The organism is Rhodococcus sp. NPDC078407 (assembly GCF_044542515.1).
Lineage (GTDB): Bacteria > Actinomycetota > Actinomycetes > Mycobacteriales > Mycobacteriaceae > Rhodococcoides.
Genome location: NZ_JBITUQ010000010.1, coordinates 21,005 through 38,769 on the forward strand (window position 1 = coordinate 21,005; position 17,765 = coordinate 38,769).

Sequence of the window (17,765 nt, forward strand, 5' to 3'; positions counted from 1 at the left end):
CGATTGCGCGCTGAGCGTAGTGTTCACCAGGACATCACGGCCGACGACCGAGGGCGATTTGTTTCCATGGGCACAGTGAACGGCGCACCCTCGCCTGCACCGAGGGACGACAATTACGCCGTCAACCTCGAACAGGCAAGGGTCTTCGCCCGTGGCTTGGCCGAGCACATCCGGACCTGTTCGGCAGCCATCGAAAGCGCGCAGTCCAAGGCGTTTCGAGCGCGAGCGGACCGCGCCGAGTCCAGGGCTCGGGCCTTCGAGTCGGAGGCGTCGACTCTGCGAACCGAGCTCTACGAGATATACCGGCACATCGACGCGATGACGGCACGGTTTCCGGAACTGCTCACCGATCCGGCCGTGCGCAATTAGCCGGTCGGAGTCGTTCAGACCGCCGCGGAATCGGTGACCGAGCCGAACGTTGCTTCGGCCCCCCGCCGGCCGAGGGCCGAGCCCCACACTGCGTACACGGCATCGGTGGCAGAGGATCGCTCGGTATCACGACCCTCGGCGACGGTGATGAGCGTGCGTGACAGTTCGAACAAGCTGACTCGATGATGCCTGGCTGTCGTGAACAGCTCGTCGATGGCGTCGGCCACGGACCCACCGTGGATGCCGATGAGCACTCCGGTTGCGATGTCCACATCGGTGCGAGACGCAGGTGAATCAGGCAGTCTGTCGGTCATCTTTTTCCTCGAGATGGTGTGGTCGGTACGGATGACCGAGGCGAATTCTGGCGTCGAGCGGGCTTCACTGTCTCACACGGACATGACATTTCATACCGTCGGTTTTGCCCGCACGTGCATCCGCTCGCCCTGGGGCCCGAACAGGCTCAGCAGCTCCACCGGACGGTTCCCGACGGCACCGAACCAGTGCGGCACCCGGGTGTCGAATTCGGCTGCCTCACCGGCCTTCATCGTCAGATCGTGCTCGCCGAGAATCAGGCGCAGGGTGCCGTCGAGTACGTAGAGCCACTCGTACCCCTCGTGGGTCCGGGGACTCGGCTCCGAGCCGTCCGGGCGGATCACGAGCTTGAACGCCTGCAGGCCGCCCGGGCGCAGTGTCAGAGGAAGAATCGTCGAGTTCTCGCGCACCGTGGCCGTGGTGCGTACCCGAGGGTCGGCGACCGGCGGGGCGGTGACCAGATCGTCGAGCGCCATCTGATGGGCCCTGGCGATCGGCCACAGGAGTTCGAGGCTCGGTTTGCGGTCGCCCGATTCGAGACGCGAGAGGGTGCTGATCGAAATACCCGTGGTCTCGGACAGGGACGCCAGGGTGGTGCTTTTCTCCATCCTGATGCGTTTGAGGCGGGGACCGAGACCGGCAATCACCTCGTCGAGACTTGCACCTGATTCCGTCATCTTTCTATTGCAGTTTCAGCAAACGATTTTGTCAAGCGTGAGGGTGGAACAAGGGAGTGGGCGGATCGAGAGTCCGATTGCTCTCGAACCGTCGAATCGCACCGGTGAGTGGATCGACGAATTCGATCGAGCGCGCCAGCAAGCGCAGCGGATCGGAGTAGTCGTCGTCGGCCACCTCGCGGAACGACGGGTAGAAGTTATCGCCGACTATCGGGATTCCCAACGAGCACAGATGGACCCGCAGTTGATGAGTCTTCCCAGTTCGTGGATGCAATCGATACCGGCCGTACGATCCGAGTGTGTCGACCAGGTCCACCACGGTCTCGGCGTTGGGCTCTCCCGGTACCTCGCGAGCCTGAAGAACGCCGCGCTCCTTGATGATTCGACTGCGCACCGTCACCGGGAAGCCCGAAACCCGGGCAAGCGGGGCGATCGCCTCGTAGTGCTTGGTGATAGTCCGCTGCGCGAACAGCTCCTGGTAGGGCCGACGAGCCTGCTGCCTGACGGTGAACACCAGAACCCCGGCGGTGAGCCGGTCCAGGCGGTGCGCCGGGCTCAGTTCGGGCAGATCGAATCGCCGTCGGAGCAGGACCAGTGCGGACCGTGCGACATACGCGCCGCGTGGGGTGGTGGCGAGAAAATGCGGCTTGTCGACCACCAGCAGATTCTCGTCGCGATGGAGGACGTCGAGAGAGAACGGAACCGTCGGCTCCACCGGCGGGTCACGGTAGAGATAGACATCCGCTCGTGGCTTCGCGACGGTGTCCGAATCGATGGGTATGCCTGCCGCGTCGACGATTTCACCGTCCGCGACTTTCTCGGTCAGCCTTGCTGCGTCCTGCGGAAACCGTGCACACAGGTACTCGAGCACGGTGGCTCCGGTTGCAACATCGGGCATCCGAACGCGAGTGGGGTCGAGGCCGTCGCGCAACGGAAGCGGGGCGGCGGGCATGTATCGACCTTAAACGGTCCGAGCATGGAAACACCCCGGCCGGAAATTCCGGCCGGGGTGTGGTCTTGCGGTGGAACCGTTCGGGTCCGATCTAGATGGTGACGACCATCTTGCCGGTGTTCTCGCCCTTCATCAGGCCGATGAACGCCGAGGGGGCGTTGTCGAGACCATCGACGACCGTCTCGTCGAATTCGATCGCGCCGGTACCGAGCCAGTCGGTCATCTTCGCGCGGAATTCTTCGACGACGTGCGCGTACGAACCGACGATGAAGCCTTTCAACGTCAGCTCCTTGCCGATAGCAAGTGCGAGGTTGCGCGGAGCCGGAGTCGGTTCGGTGGAGTTGTACTGAGCGATGGCTCCGCACATGGCAATTCGGCCGTACTTGTTCATCGAACCGATGGCAGCTTCGAGGTGCTCGCCGCCGACGTTGTCGAAATACACGTCGATGCCGTCCGGTGCCGCCGTGCGGAGCTGCTCGGCGACGGGGCCGTCGTGGTAATCGAACGCTGCGTCGAAACCGAGCTCGAGCAGGCGGGCGACCTTCGCCGGAGATCCGGCACTGCCGATGACGCGGGAAGCACCGAGTGCCTTGGCGATCTGGCCGACGAGCGACCCGACTGCGCCGGCAGCGCCGGACACGAAGACGACGTCACCCTCCTTGAACGAGGCAACCTCGGTCAGCCCGGCGTACGCCGTCGTTCCGGTCATTCCCAGTGCGCTCAGGTAGGCGGATGCCTTCGCCGCGTCGAGGTCGACCTTGCTTGCGCCGTTCGCCGGAACGATGGCGAGATCGCGCCAGCCCTTGCCGTGCAGAACCGCGTCGCCGACGGCGAAGCCCTCGGCCTTGGACTCGACGATCTCACCGACGGCACCGCCGTCGAGCGGGGCGTCGATCTGGAACGGAGGAACGTAAGACTTGACGTCGTTCATCCGACCGCGCATGTACGGATCGACCGACATCACGATGTTGCGGACGAGGATCTGCCCGTCCTGCAGTTCGGGAAGGTCGACGACCTCCGCGCGAAAATTGTCGTCGGTCGGACAGCCTTCTGGGCGGGACGCGAGGTGAATTTCGTGTGCCTTCATGGTGTTTCCTCTTACTCGTCTTCGGTGACGGTGACGGTGACGTCGATGTTGCCGCGGGTGGCGTTGGAGTACGGGCAGACCTGATGGGCCTTGTCGGCCAGTGCCTGTGCGTTCTCGCGGCTCAGGTTCGGCAGCGTCACCTCGAGGGTGACCGCGAGCTTGAACTCGGCGGCACCGTCGGACAGGATGTCGACGCGAGCGCCGACGGCGGAGTCGGTGATGTCGGCCTTGTCCTGCCGGGCGATCATCTGCAGTGCGGAGTGGAAGCATGCGGCGTAGCCGGCAGCGAAGAGCTGCTCGGGGTTGGTGCCGTTTCCGCTGCCGCCCATCTCCTTCGGGATGGCGAGGTCGAGGTCGAGCCGCCCGTCGGAGGTGCGGGCGTGGCCGTCCCGGCCCGCTCCGGTGGCGAGTGCTTCTGCGGTGTAAACGGTTTTCATGATGCTCCTTCTGTTGTGCTCGAATCAGTTCGATGCAGAGCGCTCGTCAATGCGTCGAGCGCCTCTTTGAGCCGCATGAGATCGTCTTCTCCCATGGCGGTCTTCTTGGCCAACTTGTTCGGGATGTCGAGTGCCTCTGTGCGCAGGGCACTTCCGGTCTCGGTGAGATGGATTTCGACGCGGCGCTCGTCGGTGCTCAGGCGTCGACGCTCGATGAATCCGAGCCCTTCGAGTCGCTTGAGCAACGGCGAGAGTGTGCCGGTGTCCAGTCCGAGCGCGGCACCGATGTCCTTGACCCCGCGCCCATCTCGTCCCCACAAGACCAGCAGCACGAGGTACTGCGGGTACGTGACACCGAGCTTGTCGAGCAGCGGACGATACGCCGCAGTGGTGGCCCGCGATGCGGAATACAACGCGAAACACACCTGCTGATCGAGTGCGAGTTCGTTGGTCACTCAGAGAACGGTAGTGCACGTTTGAGTTGTGCGCAACCTACCTGTCGTCGTGAGCGTTTTGCGTACCCCTGGGGGCGCACAACGCGCACGAGCGAGGGATCAGTTCTGCAGGGCGTTCTTCAGACCGTCGAGCACGATGGTCGCCGCCGTCGGACCGGCGTTGAGGTACCACGGATCGTCGTCGACGGGCACGATGTGGTTGTCGGTCGCCGCGCTCATACCTGTCCACAACGGGTTGGTCGTGTACGACGCGGCGTTCGACTCCGCGTCGGCGTCCTGGCTAGACACGAACACCCAATCGGCATTCGCGAGCTGGATCTCTTCCTCGCTGAAATCCTGCGAGGTCTTGTCGAACTGCTGGCTTTCGGGCCGAGGCAACCCGGCGTCCCAGGCGATGTAGCCGGCGAACGACGGGATGCCGAACACCCGCGCCCGATCCGCAGTGAAGCGAACGAAGGAGACCGTGGGTGCGCCGCCGGCACCGCCGACCGAGTCACCCAGTGCCGCAGCGTCGGCAGTGAAGGTATCGAGGAAGGCCTGTGCTTGCTCGGTTCGGCCCAGCGCGTCGGCGAGCAGTAGGAAATCCTGCTTCCAGTTCACTCCGGTGCCTTCGGTGAGCACGGTCGGGGCGATCGCCGACAGCGTCGAGTAGATATCCTCCGAGCCGGTCTTGTTCGCCAGAATCAGGTCGGGTTCGGCGGCAGCGATGGCCTCGATGTCGACACTCTGGCGGTTGCCCACGTCCACCAGTTGCGTCAGCTGGTCCGTGTACTCGGAGAACGAGAAGCTGATGTAGTCGGGCACCAGGTCGGCACCGTCGCCGTAGGCGGCTCCGGTCGGAACGACGCCGAGGGTGAGGGCCGCGTCGAGCTGACCGGTGGCGATCACAACGACCCTGGTCGGTTCGGCCGGGATGTCGGTGGATCCACCGAAATGTCCGACGGTGCGGGGAAATTCGCCGTCGGCGGCCCCCGAGCCCATGCCGTCGGGGATGCCGGTCGGTCCCGGTGGGGTCGGCTCGGCGTTGTCGCCGCCGGATTCTGCGCTGGTGAAGGGCGTGGCCGGCTGTTCGTCGGCACCGCCGCAGGCAACAGTGGTCAGCATGGTGACTGCGACGATCGTGGAGGCCGCGAGTAGACGTTTCACTTCGTTCTCTTTCGCAGAATCGGGTGTAGGCAGGTAACCCTAGCCTCGATCCGGTGGGGGTCGAGGCTCGCGATCCACGCGTCTGTTACGGTGCTTTCCATGCAGCGCACGTATTTCTGGTTTAGCAGGCCGGCCCCGGGTGGGTCTGCCAGCGACGCCATGCGCTGACCCCCACCCCACGAGCCGGAATCAGACCGGCTCGAAGTGCGCGTGGAGCATGCGGAGCCGGCCTGGGAACAGGAACCCTCTCATGACGCTTTCTCTCGATACCCCGTCACTCGACGAGCAACGCACGATCAGTATCAGTCCACTGGTCGCGCCCTCTGTGCTGCGCCGCGAGCACGCCGTCGACGACGCGATCTCGGCGACCGTCCGCACCGGGCGGGCCGGTGTCGTCGACATTCTCGACGGCCACGACGACCGGCTTGTCGTCGTCGTCGGCCCGTGCTCGGTGCACGACACCGACGCGGCCCTCGACTACGCCCGACGCCTGGCGGCCACGGCGGCCGAACTGGGCGATCGACTGCACATCGTGATGCGGGTCTACTTCGAGAAGCCCAGGACGACTCTCGGCTGGAAAGGCCTGATCAACGATCCGCACCTCGACGGCAGCTTCGACATCAACGAAGGCCTTCGAGTGGGACGCCAACTGCTGCTCGATATTTCGGCGCTCGGCCTGCCCGTCGGATGCGAATTCCTCGATCCCATCACTCCGCAGTACATCGCAGATCTGGTGAGCTACGGAGCAATCGGTGCGCGGACGGCCGCGAGTCAGGTGCACCGTCAGCTGTGCAGTGCGCTGTCCATGCCGGTGGGAATCAAGAACTCCACCGAGGGCGACATCCAGGTGGCGGTCGACGGCACTCGCGCCGCCGCAGCGAGCCATGTCTTCCCCGGAACGGACCTCGACGGCCAAGCGGCCCTCATCCGCACCGTCGGGAATCCGGACTGTCACGTCATTCTCCGCGGCGGTGTCGACGGACCGAACTACGATGCCGAGTCGGTCGCCGATACCGTTGCACGGCTGCGTAAGTCGAACCTGCCGGAGCGCGTCGTGATCGACGCCAGTCACGGCAACAGCCGCAAGGACCACAACAAGCAGGTCGACGTGGTCACCGACGTCGCGGCCAGGGTCGCCACCGGCGAACACGGCATCGTGGGGCTCATGCTCGAGAGCTTCCTGGTAGCGGGGCGTCAAGATCTCGACCTCGGCCACCGTGACGACCTGGTGTACGGCCAGTCCATCACCGATGCCTGCCTCGACTGGGACACCACGGCAACGCAATTGGCCGTTCTGGCGGCAGCCGTCGAGAAGCGTCGGGCCTCGAACCCTGTGCACTGAAAAACCCTGTGCACTGAAAAACCCTGTGCACTGAAAAACCCTGTGCACTGAAAAACCCTGTGCACTGAAAAACCCTGTGCACTGAAGAACCCAGCGCGCTAACGAACGCCGCGCGGTCGAAATTGCACGCTGATGCGTGGGCCGACCGCGCGGGTGGACTTGGGAATCGCGTGCTCCCACGTTCGTTGGCAGGATCCGCCCATCACCACCAGATCACCGTGCCCGAGGGTGAACTTGAGGGAAGCGCCGCCGCCGCGAGGCCGAAGCATGAGTTGCCTTGTCGCGCCGAGCGATACGATCGCCACCATGGTGTCCTCGGTGGCGCTGCGGCCGATGTTGTCGCCGTGCCACGCGACGCTGTCGGAGCCGTCGCGGTAGTAGCACAGCCCTGCGGTGGCGAAGGACTCTCCGAGTTCGTCTCGGTAGTGGTCGTCGAGCGCGTCTCGGGCGTCGTACAACGCGCCGTCAGGCCAGCGCTCGCGTTCGGCGTAGAACCGAACCAACCGCGGCACATCGACCACGCGGTCGTACATCTGCCGACGTTCGGCGCGCCAGTCGACGCAGTGGACCAGTGAATCGAAGAGACCGGTATCGGACAACCAGCCGGGGCGAACGTCCACCCAGGCACCGTGTGTCAGCTCTCGTCGAGTGACGGACTGCAGCGACCCGACGCCACCGTCGTCGTCACCGAACAACGAGCCTTGCATCGCGAGCGACATCACTCGACTGTATCGAACAGGTGTTCCCATTTCCAGCGCACGGCGGTACCGTGCCGTCATGGGATACGGATTTCAGGTGGTCGTGGACAGTGCGAACCCGCATGCGCTGGCGAAATGGTGGGCGCAGACGCTGGGTTGGCAGGTCGAACCCAGCAACGAGGACTTCATTCGAGAGATGGTTACCGCAGGCCACGCCCGAGACGAGGATACGACGGTTTTCGAGGGTGTTCTGGTGTGGCGAGCCGGCCAGGGCATCACCGATCTTGATTCGCCCGGCAGCCCGCGGGTGCTGTTCCAGTCGGTGGCCGAGCCGAAATCGGTGAAGAATCGGTTGCACTTCGACATTCGCGTGGGCGACGAGCGCGAGACGGTGGTTACGAAATTGGAAGCGCGGGGAGCATCGGTACTGCACCGCGGACATCAGGGCCCCAGCGTCTGGATCACCATGACCGATCCCGAGGGAAACGAGTTCTGCGTCAGCTGACCCGGTACGAGCCGGGGGTCTGGCCGGTCCAGCGCTTGAATGCGCGGCGAAACGCGCTGGGCTCGGAGAAGCCGAGTCGAGCCGAGATGTCGTCGACGCTGTCTCCGCGGCTCAGTCCGGAGATCGCCGCATCGCGTAGCACTTCTTCTCGCAGTTGGTTGATCGAGGTGCCTTCCTGTCGAAGGACGCGTCGAAGATGCGGTGGGCTGATGTTGAGCATCGCCGCGATGTCCTCCGTTCCGGGAGCGCCGCCTTTGAAGCCGGTTTCGAGAGCTCGGCGAACTTGGCTCGATGCGGTGCTGTCGTAGTCCCGGGACGAGAACAACAGATTCGGTGACTCGGCGAGATACTCGGCGAGGGTCTCCTCGGTCTGCACGATCGGTGCTCGCATCACAGCAGTGTCGAATTCCAGTGCGGCAGTCTCGGTTCCGAACTCGACATGCGTGCCGAAGATGGAGTCGTACATCTTGCCGGCCTCGGGACCGGGAAGCGCATAGGGCACTTGCACCGACAGCAGTTTCACCCGGTTGCCGATGAGCCACGCCGCAAATCGGTGCAGCAGAATCAGCAGGAAGTCCGTCAGCAGACGTTCGGCAAGTGCGTTCGCTTCCGCACTCAGATGAGTCGTGGGCGTGACGGGCACCGTCAACACCGTCGACTCCTCGTTGCGGTCCAACGTCATGGTTTGGATCGGAATGAGCACCCGCATGGTCTCGGACATTCTGATCAGAGCCGCCCCGAGGTTCTCCGAGTGGATCAGGGTCTGACACACCACGCGAAAACTGCCGCGCCGAACCGGCACCGCGGCGAGGCCGAACAGTTCGTCGCCGGTCATCGCCCAGACCGCCTGGGTGAAGGCGGTCACTTGGCGGGTGGTCAGACGTTCGGCCGGGTTCCCGAGAATGGTGGGCCCTATCCCGGCCATCGACAACGGGTAGGTCAGATCCATCCCGCCGCTCGTCGCGAGGTCGACGGCCTGTCGGACGAAGTATGCCGGGATCGTCGGTTGCGGAGTCACAATCTCCGTAACCTCTCGGCCGCGTCGGCGAGTACGTCGTCCTGCTTGCAGAAAGCGAAGCGTACCAACGAATTCCAGGAAGCGGGTTCGTCGACGAATGCCGTGACCGGTACCGCCGCGACGCCCACCAGATCCGGCAGGGAGCGGCAGAACTCGTACGCGTCACCCCGTCCGATCGGCGCGATGTCCGCGCAGACGAAGTATGTTCCTGCGCTGTACTTCACGTCCGCTCCGGCGGCGGTCAGGGCCGCCGACAACGTGCCCCGTTTGCGTTGCAGGCCGTCGCGCATCGAGGCGATCCACGGCTGCTCGTGCTCGAGTGCGTGAGCGACGGCAGGTTGAAACGGCGTGCCGCCGACGAAACTCATGAATTGTTTCGCGGCGCGCACGGCGTCGATCAGTTCGGCCGGGCCCAGCGCCCAGCCCGTCTTCCACCCGGTGGCGTTGAAAGTCTTGGCCGCACTCGACACGGTGACGGTGCGCTCGAACATCCCCGGCAGTGTCGCGATCGGCGTGTGCACTCGTCCGTCGAACACGAGGTGCTCGTACACCTCGTCGGTGAGAACCAGCAGATCGTGTGCGACGGCGATCTCGGCTATGCGGGCCATGGTGTCGCGGTCGAAGACGGTGCCGGTGGGGTTGTGCGGGGAGTTGACGATGAGCATCCGCGTGCGAGGACCGACGGCGCGGTTCAGGGCGTCGGTGTCGACGGTCCACCCGTTCCCTTCGGGCACCAGCGGCACCGCGGTGCGGGTGGCTCCGGCGAGGGCGACGGCGGCGGCGTAGGAGTCGTAGAACGGCTCGATCAGCAGTACCTCGTCGCCCGATTCGATCAGACCGAGCAGCGTCGCGGCAATCGCCTCGGTGGCACCGACGGTGACCAGTACCTGCGAATCGGGGTCGTACCGCAGCCCGAATCGCCGCTCCCGATCGGCGGCGACGGCGTTGCGCAGTACCGGCATCCCGGGGCCGGGTGAGTACTGATTGAGACCGTTCGCAATGGCCTCGCGCGCAGCCTCGAGCATGGCCGGCGGGCCGTCGGTATCGGGAAACCCCTGCCCGAGGTTGACGGCATTCTTCGCCACGGCCAGAGCCGTCATCTCGGCAAATATCGTCGATGAGAACGGGCGCAAACGCGCCACTGTGCGCGAGGGGAACGACTCGGACATTCCTGCAGCGTAGTTCACCGCGCAGAACCGGGTGTTCGCCCTGCGTCTGTACTGTGCCTGTCATGCGATTCGGACTGTTCGTTCCACAGGGTTGGCGCCTGGATCTGGTCGGTATCGACCCCTCTCGGCACTGGAACGTGCTGCGCGAGCACGCGCTCGCTGCCGAGGCCGGTCCGTGGGAGTCGCTGTGGGTGTACGACCACTTTCATACCGTTCCCACCGCGACCGACGAGGCGACGCACGAGGCGTGGTCGCTGATGTCCGCATTGGCGGCGAGCACCTCCCGGATCAGGCTCGGGCAGATGTGCACTGCGATGTCGTACCGCAACCCGGCCTACCTCGCCAAAGTTGCTGCCACGGTGGACATCATTTCCGGTGGCCGCGTCGAGATGGGTATCGGCGGCGGTTGGCACGAGCACGAGTTCCGTGCCTACGGTTACGGGTTTCCCTCTGCCGGTGAACGATTGGGGCGGCTCGACGAGGGTGTGCAGGTGTTCAAACAGGCATGGACTACCGGTGAGGTGTTCCTCGACGGGGAGCACTACCAGATCGACGGTGCCGTGGTGCGGCCCCTGCCGTTGCAGGAGGGCGGAATCCCGCTGTGGATCGCGGGCGGCGGCGAGAAGGTGACTCTGAAGATCGCCGCGAAATACGCGAACTACACCAATTTCGATGGAACTCCTGCCGGGTTTGCTGCCAAATCGGCTCTGCTGCGGGAGCATTGCTCGGCCGTGGGCACCGATTTCGATTCCATCGTCCGTTCGGCGAACTACAACGTCGTCATCGGCTCGACCGCGGCCGAGGTGGAAGACGGACTGCGCGCCCTCGAAGCTCGCCTGACCGAGTACGTGGGTGCAGAGAAGGCACACAACGCACTCGACGCGTACCGGGGCATGCCGGCCGTCGGAACCCCGGAACAGATCGCCCGAAATCTCACGGCGCTGCAGGAGCAGGGCATGACGTACGGAATCTTCTACTTCCCCGAAGCGGCTTTCGACCGCTCCGGCATCGAACTCTTCGAGCGCGAGGTCATCCCGGCTCTTCTGTAGGTCGTCTCGGATCGTCGGGAAGATCCGCCGGATCGATGAGCAACTGTTGGTTCTTGGCTGTGCGGACCTTCTCCCACAGGCCGATGTTCGCGTGCAGCAACGCCCATTCAGCCTCGGTGATCTTCTCGGCCGCGCGTGCGAGGATCGCCGGATCAGTGGTTCCCCAGGCGATGGGCATCGCCGACGCCAGCTGCCAGGTTCGTCCGCCGGTGTCACGGCCTCGATCCGCGAGAACCGACACCGCAGGCACCTGGGCACCCCGCTCCACGGCGTGCCCGGGCAGTGAACGCACGACGCGGGTGATCAACACGTAGTGCGGTTGGTCGACCTCCGGTTTCGCGATGTCGACCAGGGCCAGCAGAATCGCTCCGCTCGGCAATTTCTCGGCCACCACCGCCGGCACCAGATCGCCTGCGTCGTACTGCGATTGGATGGAACCCACTTTTCGGGGTGCCCACAGCATCACCCAGAGCGAGGTGGCCGCGCCGATCAGGAACACCGCGCCGAGGATGTACGACCACGGTGCCGCGATCCAAACGAACCAGGCTCCCAGTGCGATGAGGACCACCGCGGTGAGCGCCGCTGAAGCGCGCAACCGGCGAAGCTCGGTGAACGTCTCGTTCACCGACTTCGCATGGGCTACGTCTACTGGAAACTCGAATCGGCGCACACTGCTATTCCTAGCACGCCGCCGACACCCGGAAGAAGCCTCAGATCGCGGGGCCCAGCAGGTCGTCGGCATCGGTGATTCGGTATGCGTAGCCCTGTTCGGCGAGGAAACGCTGACGGTGCGCGGCGTATTCGGCGTCGAGAGTGTCACGGGAGACCACCGAGTAGAAGTGCGCCTGACCGCCGTCGTGCTTCGGTCGCAGGAGTCGGCCGAGGCGTTGAGCTTCTTCCTGCCTCGATCCGAACGTCCCGGAAACCTGCACCGCGACAGACGCTTCGGGAAGGTCGATCGAGAAGTTCGCGACCTTGCTCACCACGAGCGTCTGGATCTCGCCCTTGCGGAACGCGTCGAACAGCACTTCACGTTCTTTGTTCTTGGTCGATCCCTGGATCACCGGCGCGTTCAAGGCCTCGCCCAGTTCGTTCAACTGGTCGAGGTACGCGCCGATCACCAGCGTCGGAGCGTCCTGGTGTTTGGCGAGGATCGACTTCACGACGGCGATCTTGGTGTGCGCCGTCGAGCACAACTTGTAGCGCTCCTCGGGCTCGGCGACCGCATACGACATGCGCTCGGCGTCGGTGAGGGTGACGCGAACCTCGATGCACTCGGCCGGCGCGATCCAGCCCTGTGCCTCGATGTCCTTCCACGGCGCGTCGTATCGCTTGGGCCCGATCAGCGAGAAGACGTCGCCCTCGCGTCCGTCCTCGCGGACGAGCGTCGCGGTGAGGCCGAGTCGTCGACGCGACTGCAGATCGGCGGTCATGCGGAACACCGGCGCGGGGAGCAGGTGCACCTCGTCGTAGATCACCAATCCCCAGTCGCGAGAATCGAAGAGTTCGAGGTGTTTGTATTCACCCTTGGTGCGACGCGTGATCACCTGATACGTGGCGATTGTCACAGGTCGAATCTCCTTGCGCTCGCCCGAATACTCGCCGATCTCCTCTTCGGTGAGCGAAGTGCGGGCGATGAGCTCTCGCTTCCACTGCCTGCCGGCGACGGTGTTGGTGACCAGGATCAGGGTGGTCGCCTTGGCTCGGGCCATCGCCGCGGCACCGACCATCGTCTTGCCCGCGCCGCACGGCAGCACGACGACTCCGGAGCCACCGGCCCAGAACGAATCCGCGGCCATCTCCTGGTAGTCGCGCAGCGTCCACTTGCCGCCCTCGGTATCGAGTTCGATGGGGTGCGCTTCACCGTCGACGTAGCCGGCGAGGTCCTCGGCGGGCCAGCCGATCTTGAGCAACATCTGTTTCACGTGCCCACGCTCGCTGGGGTGCACGATCACGGTGTCCTCGTCCACCATCGCGCCGAGCATGGGCACAATCTTCTTGTGCCGCATCACCTCTGTGAGCACCGCGCGGTCGAGGCTGATCAACACCAGGCCGTGGACCGGGCTCTTGACCAACTGCAGTCGGCCGTACCGAGCCATGGTGTCGACGATGTCGACCAGCAACGGCTGCGGCACTGCATAGCGGGAGAAGTTCACCAGCGCATCGACCACCTGCTCGGCGTCGTGGCCGGCAGCACGGGCGTTCCACAGGGCCAGCGGGGTGATGCGATAGGTGTGTACGTGCTCGGGCGCACGTTCGAGCTCCGCGAACGGTGCTATGGCCGCCCGCGCTGCGCCAGCGAGTTCGTGATCGATCTCGAGCAACAGCGTTTTGTCGGACTGAACGATCAGCGGGCCGTCGGTCACGGTTCCTCCTAGAGACTTCCGCCACGCCCGAAAGAGCGCAACTTCTCCATTGTCCACAGGTAGGGACGCGCGTGCACGTGTGCGCCGAACTACTCGACCAGAGCGACCGACGTGATGCGATGCAGGGTGAACCGCCGAACCCCTCCGGTGGCGGGATCGAACGCGTCGAGTTGGCCGCCGCCGATGCTGATCGGATCGACGATCCGGTGGGTGGCAACCCCCTGTGCATCGACGTAGCCGATGCTGACACTGCGTTTCACCTTGGCTGCGGTCTGCAACAACGTCATCGTCGCGGTGCTGCTGGCGCGGGTACCGTCGGCCCGCACCACCGCGCCGCCGTTGCCTGCTGCCCGGTCGGCCGCGCGCATCCCACGCACCAGGGAACCCAGCTGCTCCTCGGTGGGGACGGCAGGGGTCCGAAACGCCTGGCGTGGCCTCCTCGCCGATACCCGCGACCCGCGGGCCCGCAGATCGACGATGGTGCCGGACGAGTCCTCACCGGCGGGAGCGAACCCGGCACCGGCCAACACCGACAGCACCTCGGCGAGCGGGGCCTGCGAGATCGCGACGGTGGGGGCCAGTGCTCTCAGGGCCAACGACTCGGCCGCCGGGGACGCCATCACCTCGGCCAACAACGCCGGGTCCTCGCATCGGACGAACGACGCGGCGACGCCCGCTCGCAGACGGCCGTGTCGACGTGCGACGTCGTCGATGAGGTAGGTCAGTGCCTGCGGCACCGGTGTGCGCGAGTGGGTCGCGAACAACGCATGCAGCTCGGAGGCGCTCAACCCGACATCGAGGGCGCGGCGCAGGCTGGTGTCGCTGATCCGATACATCGTCGCTGCGCCTGCGGACTCCACGTCCGCGACCAGCTCGATCCGATCGTGCAGGTCCGGCTCGAGCGGTCCGGGGGCCACCAACGTGAGGTCGGCCTGTACCAATACGTAGTCGATGGGTTCGGGGAGGGCTGCACGCATGTCGGCCTCGGCGTTGCCGTCGTGCAGCAGCGAGCGTCCCGGCGTCGACATCGCCCCACGCGCGACGATGCCCAGTGCGGTGGCTTCGGCGACGACGTGTCCGACAGGCGTGACTCCGAAGCGTCCGGACCACCGTGGTCGACGCCACGCCAGGGTTCGGGCGAGATCCGCGGGTGCGGCCGAGTGGCCGCTGCCGAGTTCGGCGAGCAGTTCCAGAATCATTCGCCGATCCCGCGGTGCCGCTGGAGAGCGGACTTCCTCGGACAGAGCGGCGATGGGCTTGTCGTTGGGGTCGCGCATCCCGATGACCCACGGTGCCCGTGGCACCTCGAGCCACGCAGAGGCGAGCGTGTGCCAGCGGGCGGCCGGAGCAGCGGTGAGCCAGGCGTCGACGGCGGGAGTCGGGGCCCAGTAGTCGTCGCCGGTATCGGAGGCGGGAACCGGGTCCGGTGTTCCACTGGAGATCAGATGGGCAGCGGCCAGCAGTTCGACGAGGATGCTGACGCGGTCGTCGTCGAGGCCGGTGGCCTTCGTGATCTTGCGGAGCTCACGTACGCCGAGCCCACCGGCCTTGAGCGCGGGGGCAGGCGATGCGGACAGAGCTTCGATGATCAGGACGCAGTGCCTACCGAGTTCGAGTGCCTCGCCTGCGGCCGCAGCGTCGACGTCGGTGAGCGACTGCGTCTTGGTGGCGAGCTTCGGCTCGGCGAGCGACCGTGGATCGGACATCGGCTCGCCGCGCAGAATCTGCCCCACCTGGACGGGCAGCTCGACGGTTTGCTCGTCCAACCAGATCAGCAGGCCTGCGGCAAGCAGCTTCTGAACGGGCCGATCCGGGGGAGTGCCCGGTGCTGCGTCTCGGGTGCGGCCGGTCGGTGACGATCGGGCGAGCGTGTCCAGCAGGTTGCGTTCCCCGTCGCCCAGTTCGGCGAGGGCCGAGGTGATGTGCGACTCGGTGAGATTGTCGACGGGATCGAGCGCGCGTCCGATGCGCCACGGCACCGCGTCCGCGGCGGCCGCACTGATCCGGAGACCGGACGCATCGCCCCACACCAACAGCCGTTCGCGCAGCTGGGCCAACGCCTTGTCGACGCTCTTGGCCGGTGCGCGTTTGTTCACGACGGTCAGTAGCGCGGCGCGCGTGACGGGCCGTTCGTAGGCCTCCTCGACGACGAGGATCTCGAGCACGGTCAGTGCCAGGGTGTCGAGGGTGTCCGCGGTGTGCAGAATCGACCGTCGCTGCTCGGCCCGCCCGGCGAGTACGGCCAGGGAGGCGGGCGGCGGCGCGGTCAGATCCGGACGCAACGACATGGCTCTGATCAGCTCGGCGTCGGAGCGAGCTGCGATCCACTGAGGAAGATCGGGGGGCATATCGGTGTGTCGAGGCACAGTCGTGTCGGTCATCGCCTATCAGATTAGAGACCTGGGCTGGTGCTCGCCGCAGTGCAGGTGTCAAAATGGGCGCATGGTGAACAAGTCGAAGAAGCCCTATGTCGATCCAGGCTGGCCGGACACCGCTCGCGGTGACCATGCGGTGACCGAACTCTCGTCCGCTCGATCGGGTGGCTTGTCGCCCTTCGGCGAGGACACGGAGTTCCCGCTGCCCGTCGAAAGCCTGCCGTATGCGCATCCGGTGACCGTGGTCAACCGCTAGCCGGCCACGCACCGACGAAAAAGCCCCCGACTCGAGGTCGGGGGCTTTTTTCGTACGAGGCGCGAAGCGTCGCAGGCCTTACTGCGGCAGGAATGCCTTGTTGGCCTGGTAGAAGCTGACGACCTGCGGGTCGAGCTGGATGCCCTGCGCTGCGTTCTGAATGAACGAGGCGATCGCCGGGTCGTTGGTGATGTTCTGGACGGCGGTGACGATGCCGTTGACGACCTCGGCAGAGCTGTCGACGGCCGGGATGGACGACAGATCGGGGAGGGCGGGAACTTCGGGTGCCTTGGGCGTGACCGGGACGCTGCGCTCGGTCGGTGCGCTGCTCAGGCCGAGGCTCGAGGAGCACGAGGGCCATGCGCCCCAGCCCTGCGAGTCGAGGACCTTCTCGGCCACTGCGATCTGCTCTTCGCGGCTTGCCTGGTTGGCCGTGGCCGCGTACTGCTGGCCGCCGTGCGCGTTCCAGGTGCTGGGGGAGAACTGCAGTCCGCCCTGGTAGCCGTTGCCGGTGTTGATTCCCCAGTTGCCGCCGGCTTCACACTGCGCCAGGCGATCCCAATCGGAATCCGGTGCTGCGTTGGCAGTGCCGGTGAAGGCGATGCTGGCGGTGCCCATGATGGCTCCGGTGACAGCGACCTTGGCGACGGTCTTGCCAGTGGTGCTCGGCTTGCGATGACGTCCGCTCATACGAGTTGAAATCCTCTCCACACGCGCCTGCGAGGTCAGCTGTCGGGTTCGGGCTGAGAGGTAGCCCGGCCGTTTTGCTCACTCCTGAAAGTGGGCAATTGGGCTTCACCCCAAGGGAAGTCGAGGCAACGTGGTGAGCTGCTACAACTTCCCGGTTGTCCGTGGAGGACGTGGGTCCCCCGTCCTCGTCCCCTGGGTGATCGTCGAGGGTGTTCCGGTGTCCGCGGGACGAGGTTTGGCGCTGCGGACCGGAATGTGGCCGAACTTTCCGGCCGCTGCTGACCGTACTGAAATTCCCGCCTTACGTCACTATTTGGTAACTGTCGGTTTCGGGGTGCCGTCGCGAGCATGTTTTGTACCTCGTTCCGGTCTTCGGCGTCTGCCCAGCTAGCGACTGTGAAGGCCACTGAACCCCGGTCCGTTGCCGACCCGTTACCTCAGTGTTATGTGACGGAAGTCACATTCACCCTCAGGCGTCCCGAAGGTCACCGAATCGCAACGATGTCCTTGCCGAGAGGCATCAGTGACACCGGAATCAATTTGAGGTTCGCGATCGCGAGTGGGATTCCGATGATGGTGATCGCCATCGCGATCGCGGTGACCACGTGGGTCAGCGCCAACCACCAACCCGCAAGGATCAACCACAGCACGTTCCCGACGAGCGCGCCGGACCCCGCTCCCGGTTTGTCGACGATGGTCGACCCGAACGGCCACAGTGCGTAGACGCCGATGCGGAACGACGCGATGCCGAACGGAATGGTCACGATCAGGATGCACAGAAGAAGTCCGGCGAGAAAATAGCCCAGTGCCAACCACAGGCCGCCGAAGACCAGCCAGATGACATTCAGTATCAATCGCATGG

The 17,765-nt window shown here is 65.2% G+C and carries 20 protein-coding genes and 1 riboswitch; of the genes, 5 read left to right on the forward strand and 15 right to left on the reverse strand.

Annotated elements, in window-relative coordinates; translation table 11 throughout:
* Window positions 1-66 precede the first annotated feature (66 nt).
* Complete coding sequence (locus ACIGGF_RS12350; RefSeq protein ID WP_397521608.1) at window positions 67-369, forward strand: hypothetical protein; 303 nt, start codon at window positions 67-69, stop codon at window positions 367-369.
* A 14-nt stretch (window positions 370-383) separates the two neighbouring features.
* Here ACIGGF_RS12350 and ACIGGF_RS12355 read toward each other — a convergent pair whose 3' ends face one another.
* From ACIGGF_RS12355 to ACIGGF_RS12385, 7 genes are all read right to left on the reverse strand, one after another.
* Window positions 384-683: an ANTAR domain-containing protein gene (locus ACIGGF_RS12355; protein WP_397521609.1), complete on the reverse strand. Its 300-nt coding sequence runs from the start codon at window positions 681-683 to the stop codon at window positions 384-386.
* Between the two features lie 90 nt (window positions 684-773).
* Window positions 774-1,358 carry a helix-turn-helix domain-containing protein gene (locus ACIGGF_RS12360; protein WP_397521610.1) on the reverse strand — a complete coding sequence of 195 codons (585 nt, stop codon included), beginning with the start codon at window positions 1,356-1,358 and terminating at the stop codon, window positions 774-776.
* Window positions 1,359-1,389: 31 nt separating this feature from the next.
* Window positions 1,390-2,310 carry a pseudouridine synthase gene (locus ACIGGF_RS12365; protein WP_397521611.1) on the reverse strand — a complete coding sequence of 307 codons (921 nt, stop codon included), beginning with the start codon at window positions 2,308-2,310 and terminating at the stop codon, window positions 1,390-1,392.
* Between the two features lie 91 nt (window positions 2,311-2,401).
* Complete coding sequence (locus tag ACIGGF_RS12370) at window positions 2,402-3,397, reverse strand: NADP-dependent oxidoreductase (RefSeq protein WP_397521612.1); 996 nt, start codon at window positions 3,395-3,397, stop codon at window positions 2,402-2,404.
* A gap of 11 nt (window positions 3,398-3,408) precedes the next feature.
* On the reverse strand, window positions 3,409-3,834 hold the full coding sequence (locus ACIGGF_RS12375; RefSeq protein ID WP_397521613.1) for an organic hydroperoxide resistance protein: 426 nt from the start codon (window positions 3,832-3,834) through the stop codon (window positions 3,409-3,411).
* The gene (locus tag ACIGGF_RS12380) at window positions 3,831-4,289 is read right to left on the reverse strand and encodes a MarR family winged helix-turn-helix transcriptional regulator (protein ID WP_397521614.1); all 459 of its coding nucleotides are present in this window, start codon (window positions 4,287-4,289) and stop codon (window positions 3,831-3,833) included. The genes ACIGGF_RS12375 and ACIGGF_RS12380 overlap by 4 nt, the downstream gene beginning before the upstream one ends.
* Window positions 4,290-4,388: 99 nt before the next feature.
* A complete protein-coding gene (locus ACIGGF_RS12385; protein WP_397521615.1) occupies window positions 4,389-5,435 on the reverse strand; it encodes an ABC transporter substrate-binding protein in 1,047 nt (348 codons plus the stop codon).
* Between the two features lie 250 nt (window positions 5,436-5,685).
* On the opposite strand from ACIGGF_RS12385, the gene ACIGGF_RS12390 reads away from it, so the two are divergent.
* The gene (locus tag ACIGGF_RS12390; protein ID WP_397521616.1) at window positions 5,686-6,777 is read left to right on the forward strand and encodes a 3-deoxy-7-phosphoheptulonate synthase; all 1,092 of its coding nucleotides are present in this window, start codon (window positions 5,686-5,688) and stop codon (window positions 6,775-6,777) included.
* A 98-nt stretch (window positions 6,778-6,875) separates the two neighbouring features.
* Here ACIGGF_RS12390 and ACIGGF_RS12395 read toward each other — a convergent pair whose 3' ends face one another.
* Complete coding sequence (locus tag ACIGGF_RS12395; RefSeq protein ID WP_397521617.1) at window positions 6,876-7,496, reverse strand: alpha-ketoglutarate-dependent dioxygenase AlkB; 621 nt, start codon at window positions 7,494-7,496, stop codon at window positions 6,876-6,878.
* Between the two features lie 58 nt (window positions 7,497-7,554).
* Here ACIGGF_RS12395 and ACIGGF_RS12400 point away from each other — a divergent pair, with 58 nt between their 5' ends.
* Complete coding sequence (locus ACIGGF_RS12400) at window positions 7,555-7,980, forward strand: VOC family protein (protein WP_397521618.1); 426 nt, start codon at window positions 7,555-7,557, stop codon at window positions 7,978-7,980.
* On the opposite strand, the gene ACIGGF_RS12405 is transcribed toward ACIGGF_RS12400, so the two are convergent.
* Together ACIGGF_RS12405 and ACIGGF_RS12410 are read right to left on the reverse strand one after the other, a co-directional pair.
* Window positions 7,973-8,998: an AraC family transcriptional regulator ligand-binding domain-containing protein gene (locus tag ACIGGF_RS12405; protein WP_397521619.1), complete on the reverse strand. Its 1,026-nt coding sequence runs from the start codon at window positions 8,996-8,998 to the stop codon at window positions 7,973-7,975. The two genes, ACIGGF_RS12400 and ACIGGF_RS12405, sit on opposite strands and share 8 nt — an antisense overlap.
* Window positions 8,995-10,098: a pyridoxal phosphate-dependent aminotransferase gene (locus ACIGGF_RS12410; protein ID WP_397521620.1), complete on the reverse strand. Its 1,104-nt coding sequence runs from the start codon at window positions 10,096-10,098 to the stop codon at window positions 8,995-8,997. The genes ACIGGF_RS12405 and ACIGGF_RS12410 overlap by 4 nt, the downstream gene beginning before the upstream one ends.
* Before the next feature lie 131 nt (window positions 10,099-10,229).
* Between ACIGGF_RS12410 and ACIGGF_RS12415 the strand changes: the two genes are divergently transcribed.
* Entirely contained in the window at window positions 10,230-11,216 is a 987-nt protein-coding gene (locus tag ACIGGF_RS12415) for an LLM class F420-dependent oxidoreductase (protein WP_397521736.1), read from the forward strand.
* Here ACIGGF_RS12415 and ACIGGF_RS12420 read toward each other — a convergent pair.
* The 3 genes from ACIGGF_RS12420 to ACIGGF_RS12430 all read right to left on the reverse strand — a co-directional run bounded on the left by ACIGGF_RS12420 (window position 11,197) and on the right by ACIGGF_RS12430 (window position 15,963).
* Complete coding sequence (locus ACIGGF_RS12420; RefSeq protein WP_397521621.1) at window positions 11,197-11,886, reverse strand: DUF3239 domain-containing protein; 690 nt, start codon at window positions 11,884-11,886, stop codon at window positions 11,197-11,199. The two genes, ACIGGF_RS12415 and ACIGGF_RS12420, sit on opposite strands and share 20 nt — an antisense overlap.
* Window positions 11,887-11,926: 40 nt before the next feature.
* Entirely contained in the window at window positions 11,927-13,582 is a 1,656-nt protein-coding gene (locus ACIGGF_RS12425; protein WP_397521622.1) for a DNA repair helicase XPB, read from the reverse strand.
* A gap of 89 nt (window positions 13,583-13,671) precedes the next feature.
* Window positions 13,672-15,963: a helicase-associated domain-containing protein gene (locus tag ACIGGF_RS12430; protein ID WP_397521623.1), complete on the reverse strand. Its 2,292-nt coding sequence runs from the start codon at window positions 15,961-15,963 to the stop codon at window positions 13,672-13,674.
* 61 nt (window positions 15,964-16,024) lie between these two features.
* Between ACIGGF_RS12430 and ACIGGF_RS12435 the strand changes: the two genes are divergently transcribed.
* A complete protein-coding gene (locus tag ACIGGF_RS12435; RefSeq protein ID WP_397521624.1) occupies window positions 16,025-16,213 on the forward strand; it encodes a hypothetical protein in 189 nt (62 codons plus the stop codon).
* A 78-nt stretch (window positions 16,214-16,291) separates the two neighbouring features.
* On the opposite strand, the gene ACIGGF_RS12440 is transcribed toward ACIGGF_RS12435, so the two are convergent.
* Together ACIGGF_RS12440 and ACIGGF_RS12445 are read right to left on the reverse strand one after the other, a co-directional pair.
* The gene (locus tag ACIGGF_RS12440; protein ID WP_397521625.1) at window positions 16,292-16,903 is read right to left on the reverse strand and encodes a transglycosylase family protein; all 612 of its coding nucleotides are present in this window, start codon (window positions 16,901-16,903) and stop codon (window positions 16,292-16,294) included.
* An 8-nt stretch (window positions 16,904-16,911) separates the two neighbouring features.
* A riboswitch (cyclic di-AMP (ydaO/yuaA leader) is annotated at window positions 16,912-17,119 on the reverse strand.
* Window positions 17,120-17,388: 269 nt separating this feature from the next.
* Window positions 17,389-17,763: a YccF domain-containing protein gene (locus tag ACIGGF_RS12445; RefSeq protein WP_397521626.1), complete on the reverse strand. Its 375-nt coding sequence runs from the start codon at window positions 17,761-17,763 to the stop codon at window positions 17,389-17,391.
* Between the last annotated feature and the right edge of the window lie 2 nt (window positions 17,764-17,765).